Annotated in this window: 20 protein-coding genes and 5 tRNA genes; 9 read left to right on the forward strand and 16 right to left on the reverse strand. The window is 70.9% G+C overall.

From position 1 onward, the window contains the following. Positions 1 to 23 precede the first annotated feature (23 nt). Both ACE4Q9_RS09690 and ACE4Q9_RS09695 read right to left on the reverse strand, forming a co-directional pair. Positions 24 to 1,034, reverse strand: coding sequence for an NAD(P)H-dependent glycerol-3-phosphate dehydrogenase (locus ACE4Q9_RS09690; RefSeq protein WP_397983831.1), 1,011 nt, complete (start codon positions 1,032 to 1,034; stop codon positions 24 to 26). Beyond that, positions 1,031 to 1,801 (reverse strand): lysophospholipid acyltransferase family protein, encoded by a 771-nt coding sequence (locus ACE4Q9_RS09695; RefSeq protein ID WP_397983832.1) that lies wholly within the window; start codon positions 1,799 to 1,801, stop codon positions 1,031 to 1,033. Before ACE4Q9_RS09695 ends, ACE4Q9_RS09690 begins: the two co-directional genes overlap by 4 nt. A gap of 164 nt (positions 1,802 to 1,965) precedes the next feature. Between ACE4Q9_RS09695 and cofC the strand changes: the two genes are divergently transcribed. Then, positions 1,966 to 2,604 (forward strand): 2-phospho-L-lactate guanylyltransferase, encoded by a 639-nt coding sequence (cofC, locus tag ACE4Q9_RS09700; protein WP_397983833.1) that lies wholly within the window; start codon positions 1,966 to 1,968, stop codon positions 2,602 to 2,604. Between the two features lie 97 nt (positions 2,605 to 2,701). Then, the gene (locus ACE4Q9_RS09705; RefSeq protein ID WP_397983834.1) at positions 2,702 to 2,905 is read left to right on the forward strand and encodes a hypothetical protein; all 204 of its coding nucleotides are present in this window, start codon (positions 2,702 to 2,704) and stop codon (positions 2,903 to 2,905) included. 81 nt (positions 2,906 to 2,986) lie between these two features. Here the strand turns inward: ACE4Q9_RS09705 and ACE4Q9_RS09710 are convergent, their stop codons facing one another. From ACE4Q9_RS09710 to leuC, 4 genes are all read right to left on the reverse strand, one after another. Then, on the reverse strand, positions 2,987 to 3,634 hold the full coding sequence (locus ACE4Q9_RS09710) for an HU family DNA-binding protein (protein WP_397983835.1): 648 nt from the start codon (positions 3,632 to 3,634) through the stop codon (positions 2,987 to 2,989). Between the two features lie 136 nt (positions 3,635 to 3,770). Beyond that, positions 3,771 to 4,001, reverse strand: a complete 231-nt coding sequence (locus tag ACE4Q9_RS09715) for a hypothetical protein (protein ID WP_360739798.1) — start codon at positions 3,999 to 4,001, stop codon at positions 3,771 to 3,773. A 277-nt stretch (positions 4,002 to 4,278) separates the two neighbouring features. Further along, complete coding sequence (gene leuD, locus ACE4Q9_RS09720) at positions 4,279 to 4,872, reverse strand: 3-isopropylmalate dehydratase small subunit (protein WP_397983836.1); 594 nt, start codon at positions 4,870 to 4,872, stop codon at positions 4,279 to 4,281. 6 nt (positions 4,873 to 4,878) lie between these two features. Continuing rightward, the gene (gene leuC / locus ACE4Q9_RS09725; protein WP_397983837.1) at positions 4,879 to 6,303 is read right to left on the reverse strand and encodes a 3-isopropylmalate dehydratase large subunit; all 1,425 of its coding nucleotides are present in this window, start codon (positions 6,301 to 6,303) and stop codon (positions 4,879 to 4,881) included. 187 nt (positions 6,304 to 6,490) lie between these two features. On the opposite strand from leuC, the gene ndgR reads away from it, so the two are divergent. Beyond that, a complete protein-coding gene (gene ndgR / locus ACE4Q9_RS09730) occupies positions 6,491 to 7,207 on the forward strand; it encodes an IclR family transcriptional regulator NdgR (protein ID WP_046427375.1) in 717 nt (238 codons plus the stop codon). A gap of 88 nt (positions 7,208 to 7,295) precedes the next feature. On the opposite strand, the gene ACE4Q9_RS09735 is transcribed toward ndgR, so the two are convergent. After that, a complete protein-coding gene (locus tag ACE4Q9_RS09735) occupies positions 7,296 to 7,832 on the reverse strand; it encodes a DUF4188 domain-containing protein (protein ID WP_397983838.1) in 537 nt (178 codons plus the stop codon). A gap of 43 nt (positions 7,833 to 7,875) precedes the next feature. On the opposite strand from ACE4Q9_RS09735, the gene ACE4Q9_RS09740 reads away from it, so the two are divergent. Continuing rightward, positions 7,876 to 8,520: a MerR family transcriptional regulator gene (locus ACE4Q9_RS09740; protein ID WP_397983839.1), complete on the forward strand. Its 645-nt coding sequence runs from the start codon at positions 7,876 to 7,878 to the stop codon at positions 8,518 to 8,520. 54 nt (positions 8,521 to 8,574) lie between these two features. On the opposite strand, the gene ACE4Q9_RS09745 is transcribed toward ACE4Q9_RS09740, so the two are convergent. From ACE4Q9_RS09745 to ACE4Q9_RS09785, 9 genes are all read right to left on the reverse strand, one after another. Next, positions 8,575 to 8,647: transfer RNA gene (locus ACE4Q9_RS09745), tRNA-Glu, on the reverse strand. 28 nt (positions 8,648 to 8,675) lie between these two features. After that, positions 8,676 to 8,747, reverse strand: a tRNA-Gln gene (locus ACE4Q9_RS09750). Between the two features lie 20 nt (positions 8,748 to 8,767). Next, positions 8,768 to 8,840: transfer RNA gene (locus ACE4Q9_RS09755), tRNA-Glu, on the reverse strand. Between the two features lie 28 nt (positions 8,841 to 8,868). After that, positions 8,869 to 8,941: transfer RNA gene (locus ACE4Q9_RS09760), tRNA-Glu, on the reverse strand. A 21-nt stretch (positions 8,942 to 8,962) separates the two neighbouring features. Beyond that, positions 8,963 to 9,034: transfer RNA gene (locus ACE4Q9_RS09765), tRNA-Gln, on the reverse strand. Between the two features lie 92 nt (positions 9,035 to 9,126). Continuing rightward, positions 9,127 to 9,858 (reverse strand): HAD family hydrolase, encoded by a 732-nt coding sequence (locus ACE4Q9_RS09770; protein WP_397983840.1) that lies wholly within the window; start codon positions 9,856 to 9,858, stop codon positions 9,127 to 9,129. 151 nt (positions 9,859 to 10,009) lie between these two features. Further along, entirely contained in the window at positions 10,010 to 11,500 is a 1,491-nt protein-coding gene (gltX, locus tag ACE4Q9_RS09775) for a glutamate--tRNA ligase (protein ID WP_397983841.1), read from the reverse strand. Further along, positions 11,493 to 12,278, reverse strand: a complete 786-nt coding sequence (locus tag ACE4Q9_RS09780; protein ID WP_397983842.1) for a fumarylacetoacetate hydrolase family protein — start codon at positions 12,276 to 12,278, stop codon at positions 11,493 to 11,495. Before ACE4Q9_RS09780 ends, gltX begins: the two co-directional genes overlap by 8 nt. Positions 12,279 to 12,687: 409 nt before the next feature. Further along, positions 12,688 to 12,882, reverse strand: coding sequence for a hypothetical protein (locus ACE4Q9_RS09785; protein WP_397983843.1), 195 nt, complete (start codon positions 12,880 to 12,882; stop codon positions 12,688 to 12,690). A 583-nt stretch (positions 12,883 to 13,465) separates the two neighbouring features. Here ACE4Q9_RS09785 and ACE4Q9_RS09790 point away from each other — a divergent pair. The 5 genes from ACE4Q9_RS09790 (at position 13,466) to ACE4Q9_RS09810 (ending at position 22,671) form a co-directional block, all read left to right on the forward strand. Further along, positions 13,466 to 17,569, forward strand: a complete 4,104-nt coding sequence (locus ACE4Q9_RS09790; protein ID WP_397983844.1) for a nitrate- and nitrite sensing domain-containing protein — start codon at positions 13,466 to 13,468, stop codon at positions 17,567 to 17,569. Between the two features lie 9 nt (positions 17,570 to 17,578). Beyond that, positions 17,579 to 17,992, forward strand: coding sequence for a roadblock/LC7 domain-containing protein (locus tag ACE4Q9_RS09795; RefSeq protein ID WP_023546525.1), 414 nt, complete (start codon positions 17,579 to 17,581; stop codon positions 17,990 to 17,992). A gap of 111 nt (positions 17,993 to 18,103) precedes the next feature. Next, positions 18,104 to 18,502 (forward strand): DUF742 domain-containing protein, encoded by a 399-nt coding sequence (locus tag ACE4Q9_RS09800; protein WP_037654659.1) that lies wholly within the window; start codon positions 18,104 to 18,106, stop codon positions 18,500 to 18,502. Then, entirely contained in the window at positions 18,483 to 19,058 is a 576-nt protein-coding gene (locus ACE4Q9_RS09805) for an ATP/GTP-binding protein (protein ID WP_085566720.1), read from the forward strand. Before ACE4Q9_RS09800 ends, ACE4Q9_RS09805 begins: the two co-directional genes overlap by 20 nt. A gap of 403 nt (positions 19,059 to 19,461) precedes the next feature. Further along, a complete protein-coding gene (locus tag ACE4Q9_RS09810) occupies positions 19,462 to 22,671 on the forward strand; it encodes a nitrate- and nitrite sensing domain-containing protein (protein WP_397983845.1) in 3,210 nt (1,069 codons plus the stop codon).

Here is a 22,671-nt window from a genome sequence, read left to right on the forward strand (position 1 = left end):
GCGCAGCGGTCCCGCGGTTTCGCTCAGCGTCGCTCGGGCTTCGCGCTGCGCGACATCAGCTCCTTCAGCGCGACGACCGGCGGCTTGCCCTCGTGCACGATGCCGACGACCGTCTCCGCGATCGGCATGTCGACGCCGTGCCTGCGGGCCAGATCGAGCACGGACTCGCAGGACTTGACGCCCTCCGCGGTCTGCTTGGTGACCGCGATGGTCTCCTCCAGTGTCATGCCCTTGCCGAGGTTGGTGCCGAAGGTGTGGTTGCGCGACAGCGGCGAGGAGCAGGTGGCCACCAGGTCGCCGAGACCGGCGAGACCGGAGAAGGTCAGCGGGTCCGCGCCGAGCACGACACCCAGCCGCGCGGTCTCCGCGAGGCCGCGGGTGATCAGCGAGCCCTTGGCGTTGTCGCCGAGCCCCATGCCGTCCGCGATGCCGACGGCGAGCCCGATGACGTTCTTCACCGCGCCGCCCAGCTCGCAGCCGACCACGTCGGTCTCGGTGTACGGCCGGAAGTACGGCGTGTGGCAGGCCGCCTGAAGCCGCCGGGCCACGGCCTCGTCGGCGCAGGCCACCACGGCGGCGGCGGGCATCCGGGCGGCGACCTCGCGGGCCAGGTTGGGCCCGGTGACGACGGCGACGCGCTCCGGGCCGACCTTCGCGACATCCTCGATGACCTCGCTCATCCGCATCGCGGAGCCCAGCTCGACGCCCTTCATCAGGGAGACGAGCACGGTGTCGGGAGCGAGCAGCGGAAGCCACTCGGCGAGGTTCCGGCGGAGGGTCTGGGAGGGGATGGCGAGGACGGTGAACTCCGCTTCGCGCAGCGCCTCGGCGGCGTCCGCGGTGGCGCGCAGGTTCTCCGGCAGCTCCACGCCGGGCAGGTAGTCGGGGTTGATCCGGGTGGAGTTGACCGTCTCGGCCAGCTCGGGCCGACGGGCCCACAGGGTCACGTCACAGCCGGCGTCGGCGAGCACCATGCCGAAGGCGGTGCCCCAGGAGCCGGTGCCCATGACGGCCACCCGCACAGGCGTGCTCACTTGTTCTGCTCCTCTTCCTGCCTGACCTTGTTCTGCTCCCGCGTACGGCGCCGCTGCTCGATGCGCTCGCGGCGCGGGTCGTACGGCGTCTCGGGCGCCTTCTCGCCGCGGATCTCCTCCAGGAGGCGGGTGATGGCCGCCATGATGACCTCGGTGGCCTCCTTCTGGAGGTCCGGGGTCATCTCCTTGTCGTAGAAGCGCGACAGGTCCACGGGCGGGCCCGCCAGCACGTGGTGGGTCTTGCGCGGGAAGAGGTTCGGCTTCTTCGCGTACGGCGGCAGCAGTTCGTTGGCGCCCCACTGGGCGACCGGGATCACCGGGCACTTGGTCTGCAGGGCCACCCGCGCGGCGCCGGTCTTGCCGGTCATGGGCCAGCCGTCGGGGTCGCGGGTCAGGGTGCCCTCGGGGTAGAAGGCGACGCACTCACCGCGCTCAACGGCATCGATCGCGGCGCGGAAGGCGCTCAGCGCGTCCGTGGACTCGCGGTAGACGGGAATCTGTCCGGTGCCGCGCATCGCGGCGCCCACGATTCCCTTCTTGAAAAGGCCGCTCTTGGCCAGGAATCGCGGAACCCGGCCGGTGTTGTACTGATAGTGCGCGTATGCGAAGGGGTCCACGTGGGAATTGTGGTTCACCACGGTGATAAATCCGTCCTCGGCCGGAATGTGCTCCATTCCACGCCAGTCCCGCTTGATCAGAACCACCAGTGGCGGTTTGCAGATCACCGCGGCGAAGCGGTACCAGAAGCCGATTCTGCGGCGGGGCACAAGGACACCTTCCTCTAGGGCTATCCACGGGGGGCTGACCCCGGCGCGGGCCGCACAAGTGTCGCCCCGGAGCGCCGGTCTGTCGAGAACACCGTACGCCCGACACGCCCCGCCCCTTCGGCTGCGGGTGACAATGATCGCGACGAGAGAGGGGCGGTACGCCGGTGCAGTGGACGTTGGTCATCCCCCTGAAGCCGCTGTCGCGGGCCAAGAGCAGGCTCGCGGACACCGCGGCGGACGCGGTGCGCCCCGGCCTGGTCCTCGCGTTCGCCCAGGACACGGTGGCCGCGGGGCTCGCGTGTGCGGGGGTCGGGGATGTGGTGGTCGTCACGGACGACCCCCGCGCCGGGCGCGAGCTGTCCGCGCTGGGCGCGCGGATCGTCCCGGACACCCCGGCGGGGGGCCTGAACGCGGCGCTGGCGCACGGGGTGGCCGCGGTACGGCGGGGGCACCCGCGGGCCGCGGTGGCCGCGCTGAACGCCGATCTGCCGGCGTTGCGGGCCGATGAGCTGGAGCGGGTGCTTTCCACCGCCGCGCAATTCCCGAGGTCTTTTCTCGCGGACGCGGCGGGGGTCGGTACGACATTGCTGGCGGCGCGCGCGGACCGGGAATTGGACCCGCTGTTCGGCCCCGAGTCACGGGCGCGGCACCGGGGATCCGGCGCGGAGGAACTTCTGCTGCGGGGTGTGGATTCGGTACGGCAGGACGTGGACACGGGTGCGGACCTGCGGGCGGCGCTCGCGCTGGGCGTCGGGCCGTATACGACCACGGCGTGCGCCGAATTGCTGGCACCCGGCGCCTGACCGGGCCGCTCACCGGCGGCCGAGGGGCGCGGGGAACCGCGCGATCAGCCACGACGGACCCGCACGCGGCCACGGACCACGCATTACCCTGAACCCCATGCAGGCGACCGCGTACACCTACGACAGCGAGACCCGCAGCGGGCAGGTGCTGCTCGACGACGGCACCCCCGTGCCCTTCGACGCCTCGGCGTTCGACCGCGGCGGTCTGCGGCTGCTGCGGCCCGGCCAGCGCGTGCGGATCGAGACGGAGGGTGCCGAAGACACCCTGCGGATCACGCTCGTAACGCTCCAGACCCTGTAACTCCCCTTACACACGCCGCGGGCCGGACTCCACCGGGAGTCCGGCCCGGCGCGCGTGAGTGCCCTGGCCCGCGACCTGCGCCTAGCGCGCGGCGGTCTTCTTCGCGGTGGTCTTGCGGGCCGTCGACTTCTTGGCCGGCGCCTTCTTCGCGGTGACCTTCTTCGCCGGGGCCTTCTTCGCGGTGGCCTTCTTGGCGGTGGTCTTCTTCGCCGTCGCGGTCTTGGCCGTCGCCGGCGCCTTCTTGGCGGTCGCCTTCTTCGCGGTGGTCTTCTTCGCCGCGGCGGGGGTGGTGGTGGTGGTCTTCTTCGCCGTCGTCTTCTTGGCGGTGGTCTTCTTCGCGGCCGCCTTCGCGGTCTTCTTCGCGGCGGCCTTCTTCACCGTCGCCGCGGCACCCCCGGTCAGGCTGCCCTTGGGCGCCTTCTTCACCGAGACCTCGCCGCCGCGCGGCAGCTTCTTCGAGCCGCTCACCAGGTCCTTGAAGCCCTGACCGGCGCGGAAACGCGGCACGGAGGTCTTCTTGACCCGAACCCGCTCGCCCGTCTGGGGGTTACGGGCGTACCGCGCGGGGCGGTCCACCTTCTCGAAGGACCCGAAACCGGTGACCGAGACCCGCTCGCCCGCGACGACCGCGCGGACGATGGCGTCCAGAACATGATCGACGGCTTCCGCCGCCTGCTGGCGGCCGCCAACCTTCTCGGCAATCGCTTCTACGAGCTGCGCCTTGTTCACGTCTTCCCCTTCGGAGACATCGCCAGAACGAATGTGTTCAAGCTTTTTCGCACGTTAGGCAGATATATACCGCAAATCAAACACGAAACGGGCTTATCACCCTTGTGCCGCAACAGGCTCGGCGCTCTCGGGCTGTTCAGCGGTCCTCGTCGGGGATCCGACCCTCGTCGAGGTCCGCGGTGAACCGCTCGAGCCGCCTTGCCGCACCGGCGAGATCGTGCTTGGCCGCAGCCGTAATGACCAGCAGCTTCCGGGTCAGCGCCATCCGTACGCCCTCCGGGACTTGCAGTGCGCGCACTTTTGCGTGCGCTTCCTTGAGTTGGTTCGCGACCGCCGTATAGAGCTGGAGTTGGCCGTCGTGTTCCATGCACAGATTGTGCCATCTGGGGCGAGTTGTCGCCTGCCCAGGGGGCAACTCCCGCCACAAATGGCCTTCCAGGCACTTGCGGAAGGCTCGATCCTCTGCCTCATTTACCCTGTCAACGCCCTTCATAACATGGGAAGTTGAGAGAACACCCAGCGCCATGGGGGTGTGTACGGACCCGAACATGCCTGTACCCCCGATCGGGGCGATCGGGGGTACAGACGGGTTCGTTGGGGTGGCCGAAACCCGACCCTCGCGGGGTTCGGGACAGGCTACCCGGTCAGCCCTGGAGGGTCTGCGGCTTGTAGGCGGGCCGGCGCTGCTCGTACGCGGCGATGTCCGCCTCGTTCCGGAGGGTGATGGAGATGTCGTCCAAGCCGTTCAGCAGCCGCCAGCGGGAGTTCTCGTCCAGCTCGAAGGAGGCGGTGACGCCCTCGGCACGCACCTCGCGCGCCTGGAGGTCCACCGTGATCTCGGCGCTCGGGTCGGCCTCGGTCAGCTCCCACAGCGCGTCCACGATCTTCTGCTCCAGAACCACGGTGAGCAGGCCGTTCTTCAGCGAGTTGCCCCGGAAGATGTCCGCGAAGCGGGAGGAGATCACGGCCTTGAAGCCGTAGTTCTGGAGCGCCCAGACGGCGTGCTCGCGGGAGGAGCCGGTGCCGAAGTCGGGGCCGGCGACCAGGACGGTGGCGCCCTGCCGCTCGGGGCGGTTGAGGATGAACTCGGGGTCTTTGCGCCAGGCCTCGAAAAGCCCGTCCTCGAACCCGTCCCGCGTCACCTTCTTGAGCCAGTGAGCGGGGATGATCTGGTCGGTGTCGACGTTGCTGCGGCGCAGCGGGACGGCCCGGCCGGTGTGGGTGGTGAAGGCTTCCATGGTTTCTCAGACTCCAGCGGGCGCGGGGGCGTCGGACAGGTCGGCGGGCGAGGCCAGGTGGCCCAGGACGGCGGTGGCCGCCGCGACCTGCGGCGACACCAGGTGGGTACGACCGCCCTTGCCCTGCCGGCCCTCGAAGTTGCGGTTGGAGGTGGAGGCGGAGCGCTCGCCCGGCGCCAGCTGGTCCGGGTTCATGCCCAGGCACATCGAGCAGCCCGCGTACCGCCACTCGGCGCCGGCCTCCTTGAAGACCACGTCCAGGCCCTCGGACGCCGCCTGGAGACCGACCCGCGCCGAGCCCGGCACGACCAGCATCCGTACGCCGTCGGCGACTTTGCGGCCCTTGAGGATCTCGGCGACGTTGCGCAGGTCCTCGATCCGGCCGTTGGTGCACGAACCTACGAAGACGGTGTCCACCGTGATGGAGCGCAGCGGCGCCCCGGCCTCCAACCCCATGTATTCCAGGGCCTTTTCGGCGGCCAGGCGCTCCGATGCGTCTTCGTACGAAGCCGGATCGGGGACGTGGGCCGAAAGCGGCGCGCCCTGGCCGGGGTTGGTGCCCCAGGTGACGAACGGGGACAGCGTGGCGGCGTCGATGACGACCTCGGCGTCAAATTCCGCGTCGTCGTCGGTGCGCAGCGTCTTCCAGTACGCGACGGCCGCGTCCCACTCGGCGCCCTCGGGGGCGTGCGGGCGGCCCTTGAGGTACTCGAAGGTGGTCTCGTCGGGGGCGATCATGCCCGCGCGGGCGCCGGCCTCGATCGACATGTTGCAGATGGTCATCCGGGCCTCCATCGAGAGCTTCTCGATGGCGGAGCCGCGGTACTCCAGGACGTAGCCCTGGCCGCCGCCGGTGCCGATCTTCGCGATGATCGCCAGGATCAGGTCCTTGGCGCTGACGCCCTCCGGCAGTTCGCCGTCGACGGTGATCGCCATGGTCTTCGGGCGGACCATCGGCAGCGTCTGGGTGGCCAGCACATGCTCGACCTGGGAGGTGCCGATGCCGAACGCCAGCGCGCCGAAGGCGCCGTGCGTGGAGGTGTGGGAGTCACCGCAGACCACGGTCGTGCCGGGCTGGGTCAGGCCCAGCTGGGGGCCGACCACGTGCACCACGCCCTGCTCGACGTCGCCCAGCGGGTGCAGCCGCACCCCGAACTCGGCGCAGTTCTTGCGCAGCGTCTCCAGCTGGGCGCGGGAGACCGGGTCGGCGATCGGCTTGTCGATGTCGAGGGTGGGGGTGTTGTGGTCCTCGGTCGCGATGGTGAGGTCGAGGCGGCGGACCCGGCGGCCGTTCTGGCGCAGCCCGTCGAAGGCCTGCGGGCTGGTCACCTCGTGCAGCAGGTGCAGATCGATGTAGAGGAGGTCGGGCTCGCCGTCGGCGCGCCGGACGACGTGGTCGTCCCAGACCTTTTCCGCGAGTGTCCTACCCATCGCTTTCCCTCCGGCCGGCATGCGTGCGCCGGCCCAACTAGAGATCTTGAGGACGGCGCCCGCGCCCCTGATTCCGGGCGTCCGCCGCCGGGCCCATCGATGGACGGGCCGCCGTGTGAATCCAGAGTGGCGCGTTCCGCGGAAAATTGAACTTGCGTTTCACAGAGTGAGACGTGAGTATCGTTGCATGGACAACAGTAGCGGCGTCGGCGTTCTGGACAAGGCGGCCCTCGTCCTGAGCGCTCTGGAGTCCGGTCCGGCCACCCTCGCGGGACTGGTCGGAGCCACCGGACTGGCACGACCCACGGCCCACCGCCTGGCCGTGGCCCTGGAACACCACCGCATGGTGGCGCGCGACATGCAGGGCCGGTTCATCCTCGGCCCGCGCCTCGCCGAGCTCGCGGCGGCGGCGGGCGAGGACCGCCTGCTGGCGACGGCGGGCCCGGTGCTCACCCACCTCCGCGATGTCACCGGCGAGAGCGCGCAGCTCTACCGGCGCCAGGGTGACATGCGGATCTGCGTGGCCGCGGCGGAGCGGCTGTCCGGCCTGCGGGACACCGTCCCGGTCGGCTCCACGCTCACGATGAAGGCCGGCTCCTCGGCACAGATCCTGCTGGCCTGGGAGGAGCCCGAGCGGCTGCACCGCGGACTCCAGGGCGCCCGCTTCACAGCGACGGCCCTGTCGGGCGTGCGGCGCCGCGGCTGGGCCCAGTCCATCGGTGAGCGCGAGCCGGGCGTCGCGTCCGTCTCGGCGCCCGTGCGCGGCCCCTCCAACCGCGTGGTGGCCGCCGTCTCCGTCTCGGGCCCCATCGAGCGCCTGACCCGCCATCCCGGCCGTATGCACGCCCAGGCCGTCATCGACGCCGCCACCCGCCTCTCCGAGGCCCTGCGCCGCACGGGCTGACGGCGACCGGTACGACGTGGACCGTCGGGAGCCGCCTCAACGCCGCGGCGGCTCCCGACCGACGGGAGCGGAGCCACTCACCCCCCCGTCAGTCGATCTTCTCCCCGGACCCGGCCTCCGCGGCCGTCTGTCCCGACCGGTACGCGAACCGGTCCTTCGCGTACCGCCCGCGCGCGGCGAGCGGCACCTGCCCGTGCGCCGCCGCCAGCCCGAACGGCGGCATGTCCGCGTAGATCGCCTCGTAGGACCCCTGCGGCACCACGTACGCCTCGTGCCAGATGCCGACCTCGCCGCGCAGCTTCCCGGCCCGCTCCATGCGGTTCAGCCGCGACCAGACCCTGTGGTGGAAGGCGTCGGGCGCCGTGGCGTAGGCGTACAGCTTCTCCTTGGACTCCCAGTACTGCACGACGTAGTACGTCCGCGGCGACGCCGTGAGCAGGATCTTCTCCCGCAGCCCCCGCTCCGGGTGCCGCGCCAGTTCCCGCAGCATGCGGAGCATCGCGAGCATCACCGGCACCCACCGGTGCACCGCCCGGAAGCGGTTGACGCGCATGCCGATCAACAGGACGACGACTTCGCCCTGCGCGTCGGCGGTCGTACGGGACACCATGGCTTCCCCCTTCATCGCGTGATTGGATAGTGCTCTTATCCAAGGAAGGGCGCAAGACATGCGGCTGGCCGAACTGAGCCGACGCAGTGGTGTCTCCACCGCGACGATCAAGTACTACCTGCGCGAGGGCCTGTTGCCGCCGGGCCGGCAGGTCAACGCGACCACGGCGGAGTACGACGAGGGGCATCTGCGCCGGCTGCGCCTGGTCCGGGCGATGATGCAGGTCGGCAGGCTGCCGGTGGCGAAGGTGCGCGAGGTGCTCGGGCACGTGGACGACGAGTCCCTGGGCAGCACGATCCGGCTGGGCGCGGCGCCCTGGGCGCTGCCGCAGGTCCCGGAGCCGGACGAGGACGACGCATGGGTGCGGGCCGCACGCCGGGAGGTCGAAGCGCTGCTCGGCCGGCTGGGCTGGGAGAACGCGATGCGGGTCTCGACGATCTCCCCCGCGTACCGCTCGCTGGTGGTGGCGGTGGCCGCGTTCCGCCGGCTCGGCTACGAGTGGGGGGCCGAACAGCTCGCGCCGTACGCGGAGTTGATGTACCGCACGGCCGTACGCGACCTGGACAACCTGGAGACGCTGCCGCCGGGGGCGGAGCGGGTCGAGTTCGCGGTCCTCGGGGCGATCCTCAACGAGCCGGCGCTGCGGGCGCTGCACCGGCTCGCACAGGAGGAGGAGACGGCCCGGCGGTACGGCTTCGAGTGAGCGGCGCCGGGAACGGGCGAAGGCCCCCCGCCGCAGCGGAGGGCCTTCGTTCTGTACCCCCGACCGGATTCGAACCGGCGCTACCGCCTTGAGAGGGCGGCGTGCTAGGCCGCTACACAACGGGGGCGTGGACCCTGCGTTTCCGCAGGTCCGAGCTGGTCTACCTGGACTCGAACCAAGACTAACTGAACCAGAATCAGTCGTGCTGCCAATTACACCATAGACCAATGATGGTTTAGACCAGTCGTACCCCCGACCGGATTCGAACCGGCGCTACCGCCTTGAGAGGGCGGCGTGCTAGGCCGCTACACAACGGGGGCCCTAGCGATCCCGAAAGATCAGGATCAGTACCCCCGACCGGATTCGAACCGGCGCTACTGCCTTGAGAGGGCAGCGTGCTAGGCCGCTACACAACGGGGGCTTTGCAGATAAGCTCTGCGAGCTGGCCTACCTGGACTCGAACCAAGACTAACTGAACCAGAATCAGTCGTGCTGCCAATTACACCATAGGCCACTGGAACTCAACCCCCTGGAGGGTTCTTGTTCTAGTTTTCGCTCCTCGGGGCTCCGGCCTTTCGGCCCGTTCCCCTCGGCGCAGGAAGAACATTACCCGAAGGTGGACGGGGCTCCAAAACGAGTATCCGAGCGCAGCAGCGCCGGGAGTTCGGACAGGCTCGCGATGCGGTGCACGACGGCGCCCCCGGCGTCCCGCGCGGGCGCCGTGCCCCGGTCGATCCACACGGACAGCAGCCCGGCCTCGGCCGCGCCCCGCCCGTCGATCTCCGGGTGGTCGCCCACGTACGCGACCTCGTGCGGGGCGAGGGACAGCGCCTCGCAGGCGGCCAGGAAGGCACCGGGCCGCGGCTTGGAGACACCCAGCTCGGCGGCGCACAGCACGGCCTCGAAGCGGTCCAGCAGGCCGAGGGTGCGCAGCTTGCGCTCCTGGACGGTGATGCTGGAGTTCGAGAGCACCGCGTGCCGGTGGGTGGGCACGAGCGCCGCCAGCGCGGGCAGCACGTCCGGGAACAGCCCCCAGGCGGCCTCGTAGTGACCCACGTACCGCTGGAACCAGGCCTCCGCCTCTGCGTCGTCCATCTCCGCCTCGACGAACGCCCGGACCCGGTCGCGGCGCTGTTCCTCGAAGCCGCACTCCCCCGCCGCGTACCGCGCCCACTGCCGGTCGGTGATCTCCCGCCACCGGGCCAGCGCGTCCTCCACCGCGCCGTAGCGCCCGAGCAGCCCCTCGGCGAGGAGGTGCGCCCGCATCCCGCTCCGGTCGGCGCTGGTGTAGTCGAAGAGTGTGTCGTCCACGTCCCAGACCACGGCTTGGATGCTCACGCCTCCGACCGTAACGCCGGGGGGCGGGGCGCGTCCGGGGAACGGCGGTTGTGGGGGCGGCGCGGTGAGAGTCGTCACATCGCTCAGGCCGGGTACGGCGAAGGGGCGGCGCCCGGAATTCGGGTGCCGCCCCTTCGCACGTGGTGGGCCTTTAGGCGGTGAGCCTCGTCAGGGCCGCGTCGATGCGGGCCAGGGTCGGCTCCTTGCCCAGGATCTCCAGGGACTCGAACAGCGGGAGGCCGACGGTGCGGCCGGTGACGGCGACGCGCACCGGGGCCTGCGCCTTGCCGAGCTTGAGGCCATGAGCCTCGCCCGCGGCCAGGACGGCCTCCTTGAGGGACTCGGCCGACGTCCAGTCCGCGGACTGGAGCTTCTCGCGGGCCGTGCGCAGCAGGGCGTCGCTGCCCTCCTTCATCGCCTTGGCCCAGGACGCCTCGTCGAAGACCGGCTCCGGCAGGAACAGGAAGTCGACGTTCTCGGTGATCTCGGATAGCACCTTCAGGCGGGTCTGGGCGTGCGGCGCGATGGCCTCCCACTTGGCCTCGTCGAACGCCTCCGGCGCCCAGGGGGCGAACGGGGCCTTCAGCCAGGGGCGGCAGCGCTCGGTGAACTCCTTCACATCCAGCATGCGGATGTGGTCGGCGTTGATCGCCTCGCACTTCTTCAGGTCGAAGCGCGCCGGGTTGGGGTTCACATCGGAGATCTCGAAGGCCGCGACCATCTCCTCGATCGTGAAGATGTCCTTGTCCGCGGAGAGCGACCAGCCCAGCAGGGACAGGTAGTTGAGCAGCCCCTCGGGCAGGAAGCCGCGCTCGCGGTAGAGGTTCAGCGAGGACTGCGGGTCACGCTTGGAGAGCTTCTTGTTGCCCTCGCCCATCACGTACGGCAGGTGGCCGAAGGCCGGGGTCTGCTTGGCGATGCCCAGCTCCGTCAGCGCCTTGTACAGCGCGATCTGGCGCGGGGTGGAGGAGAGCAGGTCCTCGCCGCGCAGCACGTGCGTGATCTCCATCAGCGCGTCGTCGACGGGGTTGACCAGCGTGTACAGCGGGGCGCCGTTGGCGCGCACGATGCCGTAGTCCGGGACGTTCTCCGGGGTGAAGGTCAGCTCGCCGCGCACCAGGTCGACGAAGGTGATCGTCTCGTCGGGCATCCGGAACCGGACGATCGGCTGCCGGCCCTCGGCCCGGTACCGCTCGACCTGCTCGGCGGACAGGTCGCGGCAGTGGCCGTCGTAGCCGGAGGGCTTGCCGGCGGCGCGGGCGGCCTCGCGGCGGGTGTCCAGCTCCTCCTGGGAGCAGTAGCAGTGGTAGGCGTACCCGCCGTCGAGGAGCTTCTGCGCGACATCGGCGTAGATGTCCATGCGCTGCGACTGCCGGTACGGCGCGTGCGGGCCGCCGATCTCGGGGCCCTCGTCCCAGTCGAAGCCGAGCCAGCGCATCGCGTCGAGCAGCTGGTTGTACGACTCCTCGGAGTCGCGGGCCGCGTCGGTGTCCTCGATGCGGAAGACCAGGGTGCCCTGGTGGTGCCGGGCGAACGCCCAGTTGAACAGGGCGGTGCGGACCAGGCCCACGTGGGGGTTACCGGTGGGCGAGGGACAGAAACGGACACGGACGGGAGACGGAGAGCCGGGTGCGCTAGCCACGCTTGACAACCTTGTTGGTGAGAGTGCCGATGCCTTCGATGGTGACGGCGACGTCGTCGCCGGCGTTCAGGGGGCCGACCCCCGCGGGGGTGCCGGTGAGGATGACGTCGCCGGGCAGCAGCGTCATGGCCTCGGTGATGTTGACGATCAGGTCCTCGATGGGGTGGATCATCTCGCTGGTGCGGCCCAGCTGGCGCTGCTCGCCGTTGACGGTGAGCTGCACGGTGAGGTCGTTGGCCCGCGCGAGGTCGATGTCCGTCTCCACCCAGGGGCCGAGCGGGCAGGAGCTGTCGAAGCCCTTGGCCCGCGCCCACTGCTTCTCGCGGCGCTGCACGTCGCGGGCGGTGACGTCGTTGGCGCAGGTGTAGCCGAAGATCACGTCCTTGACCCGCTCGCGGGGCACCTCGCGGCACATGCGGCCGATGACGACGGCCAGCTCGGCCTCGTGGTGCAGCTCCTCGGAGAAGGAGGGGTAGTGGATCTCGTCTCCGGGGCCGATCACCGAGGTGGACGGCTTGAAGAAGGCGAACGGGGCCTCGGGCACCTCGTGGCCCAGCTCCCGCGCGTGCTCGGCGTAGTTGCGGCCGAACGCCACGACCTTGTTGGGGAGGACCGGCGGGAGCAGCCTGACCTTGCTCAGCGGCACCTTCGTCCCGGACAGCTCGTGGTCGGCGAAGGGGATGCCCTTGATGATGTCGAGGACGAGTTCGTCCTCCTTGTCGCCCTCGACCGCGCCGAAGGCTACGTTCCCGTCGATGGAGAACCTGGCGATGCGCACGGGTGCTTGCGCCCCTCACTGAGAACCGGCGTACTGACGCCCAAGGTTAACCGCTCGGGCGGCCCGATGTTCGGCCGGGAGGGCATGGCGAGGGGTTTTCCCGGGGCCGTAATGCGCTTAAGGGGAATTCCCGTTTCCGGTGTTTTCGGGGGCGCCGACGGCAGGGCTTCGGATGCTCTCCACCTCGCTGAGCTGCGCTGATGGCATCTGCCCGGCTCGCGCTCCGGGGGCCGGGAAGGCTACGGCGCCCGCCGTAGCCGTCACCGATAAACGCGGCGGCGCGAATGCGCTGGAAAACATGTGCGGCCCGGCGCCCGGAGCCGCCGAAAAGACGAGCGCGGCCCGGAAGACCGTCGCAGTCGGTGGATCTTCCGGGCCGCGCTCGGGGCTCCCGCGGTCGCTTCGGCGGTCACTCGCCGGCGTTCGCCCCCGCGGTCTCGGGCAGGTCCATGAGGATGGTGCGCCGGGGGTTGGCCGTCTGGGCCGGGAGTTCGACGGACTGCTCCGGCAGCGCGGGCGTCTGCAGCTCGCCGGCGTCCTCGAGGTGCGCCAGGGTCGTGCGTCGCGGGTTGGCTATCTTGCGGAACATCATCGTCGTCTTCACGGTTGTCGGCGTCCTAGTCCTGTGTCGGCGGGTGACGGTACGGGGCGACAGATACGTCCCTCATGTAAAGCGTCAGGCTAAACATCCGATTCCCTGACCAACTCGCCAACCAGCCCTGATGGTTGTGTGATTTTGCTCACCAACAAGGGGACATATGGGTCAATTCCGGCCGACAATCCGCGCCAACGAAACGGACATTGGGGGTGGGAAGCCCCCATTCCGCTGCCGATCATGGCGACTGGGACACGTGCCACCGCGCGGCGACTCGCAGGGATACGTCCGTTATGGAGCAGATCGACTTCCACGACTGGTGACCCGACATGCACGCCCTGTCACGGTTGTCACAGCTCGGCACGCGGCCCTTGTTGGAGATCCGCCACTGTGCTGGAATTCCACGGACCGCCGCAGGATCGAGCCGGCGCAGGGGGCGCGACGCAGCGCCGAGTGGCGGCGAGAGCAAGGGGGAAACCAGCGCCGGTCACTCCAGACCACCGGGGGGCGTTTTCAGGGCGCCTTCCACGACGCCGACACCGTGTTCGTCCGCTCGCGCGGCCGGACGCCTGGTCCAGAGGTTGCGACGCTAGTGCAGGGACGTTTCAAGAGGGATGGCAGCGCTTCGGCGGAGCCGGAGCCGCACGACGGGACTGGCCCCATGAAGGGCAGCGCCTCTCCCCAGCACGCCCAGAACCCGGGCCCCACCCCGCCCGGTGAGGGCCCCGAGCGCGCACGCCCCGGCGCGTCGGCCGCCTCCTCCCCCAAGGGCTCGGCCGGCAAGGGCTCCTCCGGCAAGGGCTCCGCGAAGCCCGCGGGCAGCGCGCCGTCCGCGAAGCCCGCCCCGGCCGCGAAGTCGGCGGCGGTGCCCACGAGTTCCGGCTCCCGCATGGCGCTGCGCAACTGGCGCATCTCGACCCGTCTGGTCTCGCTGCTCGCGCTCCCCGTGGTCGCGGCGACCTCGCTGGGCGCACTGCGCATCAACGAGAACCTGAACGACATCCAGCAGCTCGACAACATGAAGCTGCTGACGGACATGACCAAGCAGGCCACCGAGCTGGCCGCCGCGCTCCAGGAGGAGCGCGACCAGTCCGCCGGTCCGCTCTCGCACGGCCTCAGCGCGAGCGACTACACGGTCAAGGGCTACCAGCAGAAGACCGACCGGGCCCGCGCCAACTTCCTCGACGCCTCCGAGCAGATCGACGAGGCCAGCAAGAACGGCCAGCTCCAGGGCGTGCGCGACGCGCTCGTCGGCCTCGCCAACCAGCTGGACGACCTGGCGAAGATCCGCCGGTCCGCCTACCAGTCCAAGGAGAACTCGACTCAGACCATCGAGTCGTACCACCGGCTGATCACCCAGCTGATCGACCTCTCCCAGGACATGGCCGAGGCGTCCAGCAACCCCGAGATGATCTCGCGCACCCGCGCCCTGGCGGCGTTCTCCACCGCCAAGGAGTACGCGTCCGTGCAGCGCGCGACCATCGCCGCGGCGCTGCCCTCGACCACCTCCAGCAAGGCCGACCTCTCGGAGAACGACCGCCTGTACGGCGAGTCGGCGTACGAGAGCGAGAACTCCGAGCTGGCGATCTTCCGCAAGATCTACGCGAGCCAGAACGCGGAGGAGCTGCTCAAGCCGATCGACGGCGGCAACAACCCGACGATCGAGTCCGCGGACACCTACGCCAAGCGCGCCTTCGCCCAGCGCGGCGGCCTGTCCGACCTGCCCCCGCGCTCCTACCGCGACTGGGTGGACGACAGCTCGACCAAGATCGAGCAGATGAAGAAGATCGAGCACACGCTGCTCGAGGACATGGAGCAGAAGGCACGCGAGCTCAAGAGCGCCACCCAGCGCGACGCCATCATCTCCGGTGTGCTGATCCTGCTGGTGCTCGGCGTCTCGCTGGTCGGCGCGTTCGTCGTGGCCCGCTCCATGATCCGCTCGCTGCGCCGGCTGCAGGAGACCGCCACCACGGTCGCCCAGGAACGCCTGCCCGAGCTGGTCAAGCAGCTCTCCGAGTCCGACCCGCAGGACGTGGACACCTCCGTGGAGTCGGTCGGTGTGCACTCCCGCGACGAGATCGGCCAGGTGGCCGCGGCCTTCGACGACGTGCACCGCGAGGCGGTCCGCCTCGCCGCCGAGCAGGCCCTGCTGCGGGGCAACGTCAACGCGATGTTCACCAACCTCTCGCGCCGCTCCCAGGGTCTGATCCAGCGCCAGCTGTCGCTCATCTCCGAACTGGAGTCCCGCGAGGCCGACCCGGACCAGCTCTCCTCGCTGTTCAAGCTGGACCACCTCGCCACCCGTATGCGCCGTAACGGCGAGAACCTCCTCGTCCTCGCCGGTGAGGAGCCGGGCCGCCGCTGGACCCGTCCGGTGCCGCTGGTCGACGTGCTGCGCGCCGCCGCCTCCGAGGTGGAGCAGTACGAGCGCATCGAGCTGGCCTCCGTGCCGACGACCGAGGTCGCCGGCCGGGTCGTCAACGACCTCGTGCACCTGCTCGCCGAGCTGCTGGAGAACGCCACCTCGTTCTCCTCCCCGCAGACCAAGGTCAAGGTCACCGGTCACGCGCTGCCCGACGGCCGGGTGCTGATCGAGATCCACGACACCGGTATCGGCCTCTCCCCCGAGGACCTCGCGGCGATCAACGAGCGGCTGGCCTCGCCGCCCACCGTGGACGTCTCCGTCTCCCGCCGCATGGGCCTGTTCGTGGTCGGCCGGCTCTCGCAGCGGCACGGCATCCGCATCCAGCTGCGCCCGTCCGACTCCGGTGGCACGACCGCGCTGGTCATGCTGCCCGTGGATGTCGCCCAGGGCGGCAAGAAGGCTCCCGGCAAGCCCGGCGGCCCCGGTGCGGTCGGCGGTCCGGCCGCGGCGCAGGCGGCAGCGGGCGCCGCGGCGGCCCGCCGCGGCGGCGCCGGTGCCGGTGCTCCCGGCGGTGGTCTGCTCGGCGGCGGCTCGCGCGGCCAGGTCAGCGCGGGGCAGGGTCCCCGAGCCGCGTTGCCCGGCACGGGCCAGGGCCAGGGCGGTCGTCCCGGCGGACCCGGTGGTGCGCGCGGTCCGCAGCGCGGCGGCCCCGGTACCCCCGGCGGCCCCGGTGCCCCCGGCGGCTTCGGTGCGCAGGCGCCGCACGCCCCGCAGAACCTCCAGGCCGCGAACCCGGCCGCCCCGCAGGGGCTCCAGGCCGCGAACCCGGCCGCCCCGCAGGGGCTCCAGGCCGCGAACCCGGCCGGGCCCCAGCAGGACCTGTTCGGCGGGCGCGGCTCCCAGCGCAACGCCGGTGGCGGCGCCGACCAGGGCCGTCAGCCCCAGCTGCCGCCGCGCGGCGGCCCGCGGGCCGAGCTGCCCGGCGGCGACTCCCGGCGCGGCCAGGACTGGGGCAACGGCCGGTCCTCCCTCGACACCCCGCGCGGCCACGACGAGCAGGACCCGACGGGGACCGCGCAGATGCCGGCGATCGACGACCGGCAGGGTCCGGGTTCGACCGCGCAGATGCCGCGGATAGATCCGCACGCTCCCGTCCCCACGGGCGACTTCGGCCGCCCCGAGCTGCCCGGCTCCCAGGGCGCGGACCAGTACGGCCGTACGGAACCGGCCCAGCAGACCGGCCAGTTCGCCCGGCCGGACACCACGGGCCAGTACCAGCGACCGGACGCCGGCCAGCACACCGGCCAGTTCCAGCGGCCCGACGCGGCGCAGCACACCGGCCAGTTCCCGCAGGCGGACGCGGGCCAGCACACCGGCCAGTTCCCGCAGGCGGACGCGGGCCAGCACACCGGCCAGTTCCCGCAGGCCGACGCGGGCCAGCACACCGGCCAGTTCCCGCAGGCCGACGCGGGCCAGCACACCGGCCAGTTCCCGCAGGCCCAACTCCCGCAGCAGACCGGCCAGTTCCCGCGCCCCGACGCTTCCCAGCAGACCGGGCAGTTCCCGCAGCCGGGGCGGTACGACGCTCCCGCCGGGCAGCAGGAGAGCGGCTCGTTCGTGCGCCCGGACGTCTTCGGGACGCCGGCCCGGCCGGAGGAGCCCGCCCAGGACACCGGCCGGTACGCGGCGCCGGGTGGCTACGACGGCGGCACCGGACAGCACGCGCTGCCCAACCGCCCCGACCCGGCGCACACCGGGCAGTTCGAGCTCCCGCAGCCGCCGGTCCGTGACGACTTCGGCGCCCCGCGCCCGCCGGCCCCGCAGCAGGTGCCAGCCCACCAGGAGCGCCCGGTGCGCGAGCCGGAGGCGCTGCCCCCGGCCACCGGTCCCGGTGACGGCCGTACCCCGCTGTTCGACACGCTGGAGACCAACTGGTTCCACGGCGCGGCCGGACAGCAGCAGGGTCAGCAGGGCCAGCAGCAGGACGCGCCCGCCGAGCAGCAGCCGCAGCCCGCGCCGCGCGAGGCGGCCGCCACCGGCTCATGGCGTGCCTCGCCGAACGACGAACTCGTGCGGCAGGCCGAGCGGGTGCGGCAGCCCGCCGCGGGCGGCATCACCACGTCCGGCCTGCCGCGCCGGGTGCCCAGGGCGAACCTCGTGCCGGGCACGGCTCAGCAGCAACAGCACCAAGCTGGTCCGCAGGTCTCCCGTGCGCCCGATGACGTACGCGGCCGGCTGACCAATCTCCGTCGGGGCATCGCACAGGGCCGTCAGGCCGGCAGCGGCCAGACCGGCAGCTACCCGAGCCCCACTCACCAGCAGGAGCGTTAGTTGAGTCCGATGAGCCAGGCGGCACAGAACCTGAACTGGTTGATCACCAACTTCGTGGACAACACACCCGGTGTGTCCCACACGGTGGTGGTCTCCGCCGACGGCCTGCTGCTGGCGATGTCCGAGGGCTTCCCGCGGGACCGCGCCGACCAGCTGGCGGCCGTCGCCTCCGGCCTGACCTCGCTGACGGCCGGGGCCTCCCGGATCTTCGAGGGCGGCACGGTGGCCCAGACGGTCGTGGAGATGGAGCGGGGGTTCCTCTTCCTGATGTCCGTCTCGGACGGGTCCTCCCTCGCGGTACTGGCCCACCCCGAGTGCGACATCGGCCTGGTCGGCTACGAGATGGCACTGCTCGTCGACCGCGCGGGGGCGGTACTCACCCCGGACCTGCGCGCCGAACTACAGGGCAGTCTGCTCCACTGACCGGCCCCGGCACCACACACCTCACCGAAACACCGTCCGGCCGCCACAAACCCCCCACCGGCCCCGTCAGACGGCTTGACTGACCGACTTGCTGTCCCGCCCGGAGGATCCATGACCCCGCCCACCGCCCATCACGATCCGTATGCGGAACCGTACGGGGACGAGGGCGACCAGCCGCTGGTGCGCCCGTACGCCATGACCGGCGGCCGCACCCGGCCGCGCTACCAGCTCGCCATCGAGGCGCTGATCAGCACCACGGCCGACCCCGCCGCCCTCATGGGGCTGCTGCCCGAGCATCAGCGGATCTGCCACCTGTGCCGCGAGGTCAAGTCGGTGGCCGAGGTCTCGGCGCTGCTGAACATGCCGCTGGGCGTGGCCCGGATCCTGGTCGCCGACCTGGCCGAGGCCGGCCTGGTCGCCATCCACCAGCCGGGCGGGGACGAGAACAACGGCGGCGCTCCGGACGTGACGCTGCTCGAAAGGGTGCTCAGTGGACTTCGCAAGCTCTGACGCGGGACGGGCCACCACCTCGGCGAAGATCGTGGTGGCGGGCGGCTTCGGCGTGGGCAAGACCACGTTCGTCGGCGCCGTCTCGGAGATCAACCCGCTGCGCACGGAGGCCGTGATGACCTCGGCCTCGGCCGGCATCGACGACCTGACGCACACCGGGGACAAGACCACCACCACGGTGGCCATGGACTTCGGCCGCATCACCCTGGACCAGGACCTCATCCTGTACCTGTTCGGTACGCCGGGTCAGGACCGTTTCTGGTTCATGTGGGACGACCTCGTCCGCGGCGCCATCGGCGCGGTGGTCCTCGTCGACACCCGGAGGCTCGCCGACTGCTTCCCGGCCGTCGACTACTTCGAGAACAGCGGGCTGCCCTTCGTCATCGCGCTCAACGGCTTCGACGGACACCAGCCCTACACGCCGGACGAGGTGCGCGAGGCGCTCCAGATCGGTCCCGACACGCCGATCATCACCACCGACGCCCGGCACCGGGCCGACGCCAAGAGCGCGCTGATCACCCTGGTCGAGCACGCGCTGATGGCGCGGCTGCGGTAACCGGCCGCGGTAGCACTCAAGTGCGACGCCCCGTACGGCAGTTGCCGTACGGGGACGCACGGGGCCCGGCGGGGCCCACTGTGGCCTTTGACACGGTGGGCCGCGGCGTTCATAACAGTTCGGCAGAGGAATCACCCGAGGCCGCCACGCGACGCGGTCGGCCGGTGCCGCTGCGCGCACGACCGCCCCGCCTTTTGGCGGGGCTCGCTCTTTATGACCGTTTTATCTCTCGCTCACAGCCGAACCGTCACAAGGTTTCCACTGTTTGGAAGTGCGCTGGTCCACGTGCTGGAATGCCTGAACTGCCCCATGGTCCCTGACGTACTGCGTCGTCGTCGGCCGAACGGGCTCTGAGAGACTGCGGCACGACGTAGGTGCCGACCGCCGAGAGGTTGTTGGTCGAGTGAGGCGAAGCAAGAACGGTCCCGAGCCGTCGGCACGGGGCAACTTCACCCCGCCGCCGCGCGCCGCGGCGCCCGCCCCGGTGTCCGGTGCGGAGCAGGCGGACACTCCCGCGCCGGGCGGCGGCCGCTTCTCCCCGCGCAACTGGCGGGTGCCCACCCGACTGAACGCGATCCTGCTCATACCCGCGGCCGTCGGCCTCGTCATGGGCGGCTTCCAGGTGAACAACTCGATCGAGACCTGGCAGCAGGCCCGTGACGCCGAGAACACCGCCCGGCTGGTGCGCGCGGCCCTCGTCTACGCGGACGCCGTGGAGAACGAGCGCGACATCACCGCCGAGCCGCTGCTGCTGAACAAGAAGGACAGCAAGAGCAAGGCGACGATCGAGGACGCGCGCAAAGCGACCGACGAGGCCGCCGCCGGCTTCACCGAGGCGACGAAGAGCATGCCGCACACGCCCGGTCTGGAGCGTCGGCTGAAGCTGTTCCGCAAGGCCGAGCCCGAGCTCCAGGTCCTGCGCAAGACCGCCTACACCTCCAAGCTCACCGGCGTGCAGACGGAGGAGGCGTACGTCGAGGTCGCCCACCCCCTGATGGAGTTCGCCAACGAGCTCGGTCTGGGCACCGGCAACATCACCTCGTACGGCCGTACCGTCTACGCCATGTCGCTGACCAAGGCGGCGCTGTCGCTGGAGCGGTCCATCGGCATGCACCTGCTGGTCAAGCCGGGTCCGGACGCGCCGAACCTGTCCACCCAGCGGGTCTCCCTGGCGTCGTACGCCTACCTCGAGCGCATCGCCATCGAGGAGTACCAGGGCGGTGGCACCGCGCAGGACTCGCAGGTGCTGGCCGAGGCGCAGAAGAAGGTCGCGGCACAGGCCAAGGCCGAGGCGGCACAGGCCAGGCAGGACGACCCGAACTACGTGCCGCCGCCGAGCAACCCGAACACCATGGTCTCGGCGCTGGCCACCATGAAGGACACCAGCCAGGCCACCCGTGACGCGCTCGCCGCGAACGGTGTCAGCGCCCAGAACTGGTTCGCGGTCAACACGCTGAAGTACAAGGCGTACCGCAAGATCGAGTCGGACATGGCCGACAAGGCCGTGAACGAGGCGTCCGGCATCGCCGACGACGCCCGCACCTCCGCGATCATCACCGGCACCATCGTGGTCCTCGCCCTGCTGCTCGCCTTCCTCCTGGCCGGCGCGGTCGCCCGGCAGATGAGCCGCTCGATGCGCCAGCTGCGCAACGCGGCCTTCGGCGTCGCCGAGCAGCGCCTGCCGATGCTGGTCGACCAGCTCTCGCGCACCGACCCCGGCCGGGTCGACACCCGCGTCGCCCCGATCCCGATCCACACCAAGGACGAGATCGGCGAGGTCGCCCGCGCCTTCGACCAGGTGCACCGCGAGGCGGTCCGGCTCGCCGCCGAGCAGGCCCTGCTGCGGGGCAACATCAACGCGATCTTCACCAACCTGTCGCGCCGCAACCAGTCGCTGATCGAGGGCCAGTTGACCCTGATCACCGACCTGGAGAACAACGAGGCCGACCCGGACCAGCTGGAGAACCTCTTCAAGCTGGACCACCTGGCCACCCGTATGCGACGCAACGGCGAGAACCTCCTGGTCCTCGCCGGCGAGGAGCCCGGCCGCCGCTGGGACCAGCCGGTCCCGCTGGTCGACGTGCTGCGCGCCGCCTCCTCCGAGGTGGAGCAGTACGAGCGCATCGAGCTGTCCGGCGTCCCGGACGCCGAGATCCACGGCCGCGCCGTCACCGACCTGGTGCACCTGCTGGCCGAGCTGCTGGAGAACGCCACCACGTTCTCCTCGCCGCAGACCAAGGTCAAGGTCACCGCGACCCGGCTGCCCGACGGCCGGGTCATGATCGAGATCCACGACAAGGGCATCGGTCTGACCGCCGAGGACTTCGCGGACATCAACCACAAGCTGGCCAATCCGCCGACCGTGGACGCCGCGATCTCCCAGCGCATGGGCCTGTTCGTGGTCGGCCGGCTGTCCGACCGGCACGGCATCCGGGTCCAGCTGCGCCCCTCGGGCGAGCAGGCCGGCACCACCTCGCTGGTCATGCTGCCGGACGCGATCACGCACGGCGGTGGTGGCGACACGGCGCTGGACCGCGAGGAGTTCACGGTCTCGCAGATCATCCCGGAGCAGCAGTTCCAGGCGCAGCACCCGGAGGCGCAGCCGCTGCGCACCGCCGCCGAACTCGGCTTCGACGACAGCCAGTACACCGAGGTCCCCGACGACATCCGCGAGCTGGACCCGGTCGGCCGCTCCCTGCTCCGCGAGGGGCGCCGGGCGGCGCTGGAGGCGCAGGCCAACGGCCAGCAGCAGCCGGAGGAGCCGCGCCAGGACACCGGCGAGACCTACGCCGAGCCGCTGTTCGAGGGGCAGCGGCACACCGGTTACCCGGAGCAGCCGCGGCAGCCGTACGAGGAGACGCCGTACCAGGAGGCCGGAGCCGGCTACCAGGGGCAGGGCTACCAGGAGCCGTACACGGAGACGCCGTCCGCGTCCTACGAGCGGTCGTACGACGGGCAGTTCTACCCCCAGGGTGGTGAACTGCCGGGCTCGGAGGGCTACCCGGCGGCCGGCGGTTACCCGCAGAACGGCTATGCGGAGCCCTCCTACCAGGGCGACTGGCAGCAGCAGGACGCCTACCAGAACGGCTACCCGGCCCATTACGCTCCGGAAACGGAATCCGCGCCGGCCGACGCGGGTGAGCAGAACCGCGTAGGCTTCGAGGGTCCCGAAGCGGTCGCTCCCGCCGCGCACGCGCTGACCGACGCCGGGCTGCCCCGCCGGGGTTCCGCCGCGAACGGCTTCGACGGTGCGGCCCCCGCACCGCAGGAGCCGCCGGCCGCCGCACCGGGGAACGACGGCGACGACGACTGGCGCTCGGCCAACGACGAGCGCTGGCAGCAGGCTTCGCAGCTGCGCAAGCCCAAGGCAGGCGGGGTCACCGCCTCCGGGCTGCCGCGGCGGGTACCCAAGGCCAACCTGGTCGAGGGCAGCGCCGAATCGACCCCCCAGGGAGGCCCCCAGGTCTCCCGCGCTCCGGAGGACGTCCGGGGCAGGCTGAGCAACCTGCGCCGGGGCGTCCAGCGCGGACGCAGCGCAGGCAGTGAAACGAACGGCCAGGCCACTGGGAATCACCACAGTGGTCCTGACAGCACCTACAACCAGGAGCGTTAG

It is taken from the genome of Streptomyces sp. AM6-12 (assembly GCF_044327085.1).
In the GTDB taxonomy this organism is placed as follows: Bacteria; Actinomycetota; Actinomycetes; order Streptomycetales; family Streptomycetaceae; genus Streptomyces.

What these genes read in the sequence shown, in the direction of transcription:
- ACE4Q9_RS09705 (WP_397983834.1), top strand. Translation starts at nt 2,702, where the DNA reads ATGCAGGCGACCGCGTACACCTACGACAGCGAGACCCGCAGCGGGCAG.
- ACE4Q9_RS09735 (WP_397983838.1), bottom strand. Translation starts at nt 7,832, where the DNA reads ATGAAGGGGGAAGCCATGGTGTCCCGTACGACCGCCGACGCGCAGGGC.
- leuC (WP_397983837.1), bottom strand. Translation starts at nt 6,303, where the DNA reads ATGGGTAGGACACTCGCGGAAAAGGTCTGGGACGACCACGTCGTCCGG.
- ACE4Q9_RS09740 (WP_397983839.1), top strand. Translation starts at nt 7,876, where the DNA reads ATGCGGCTGGCCGAACTGAGCCGACGCAGTGGTGTCTCCACCGCGACG.
- ndgR (WP_046427375.1), top strand. Translation starts at nt 6,491, where the DNA reads ATGGACAACAGTAGCGGCGTCGGCGTTCTGGACAAGGCGGCCCTCGTC.
- leuD (WP_397983836.1), bottom strand. Translation starts at nt 4,872, where the DNA reads ATGGAAGCCTTCACCACCCACACCGGCCGGGCCGTCCCGCTGCGCCGC.
- ACE4Q9_RS09795 (WP_023546525.1), top strand. Translation starts at nt 17,579, where the DNA reads ATGAGCCAGGCGGCACAGAACCTGAACTGGTTGATCACCAACTTCGTG.
- ACE4Q9_RS09715 (WP_360739798.1), bottom strand. Translation starts at nt 4,001, where the DNA reads ATGGAACACGACGGCCAACTCCAGCTCTATACGGCGGTCGCGAACCAA.
- ACE4Q9_RS09800 (WP_037654659.1), top strand. Translation starts at nt 18,104, where the DNA reads ATGACCCCGCCCACCGCCCATCACGATCCGTATGCGGAACCGTACGGG.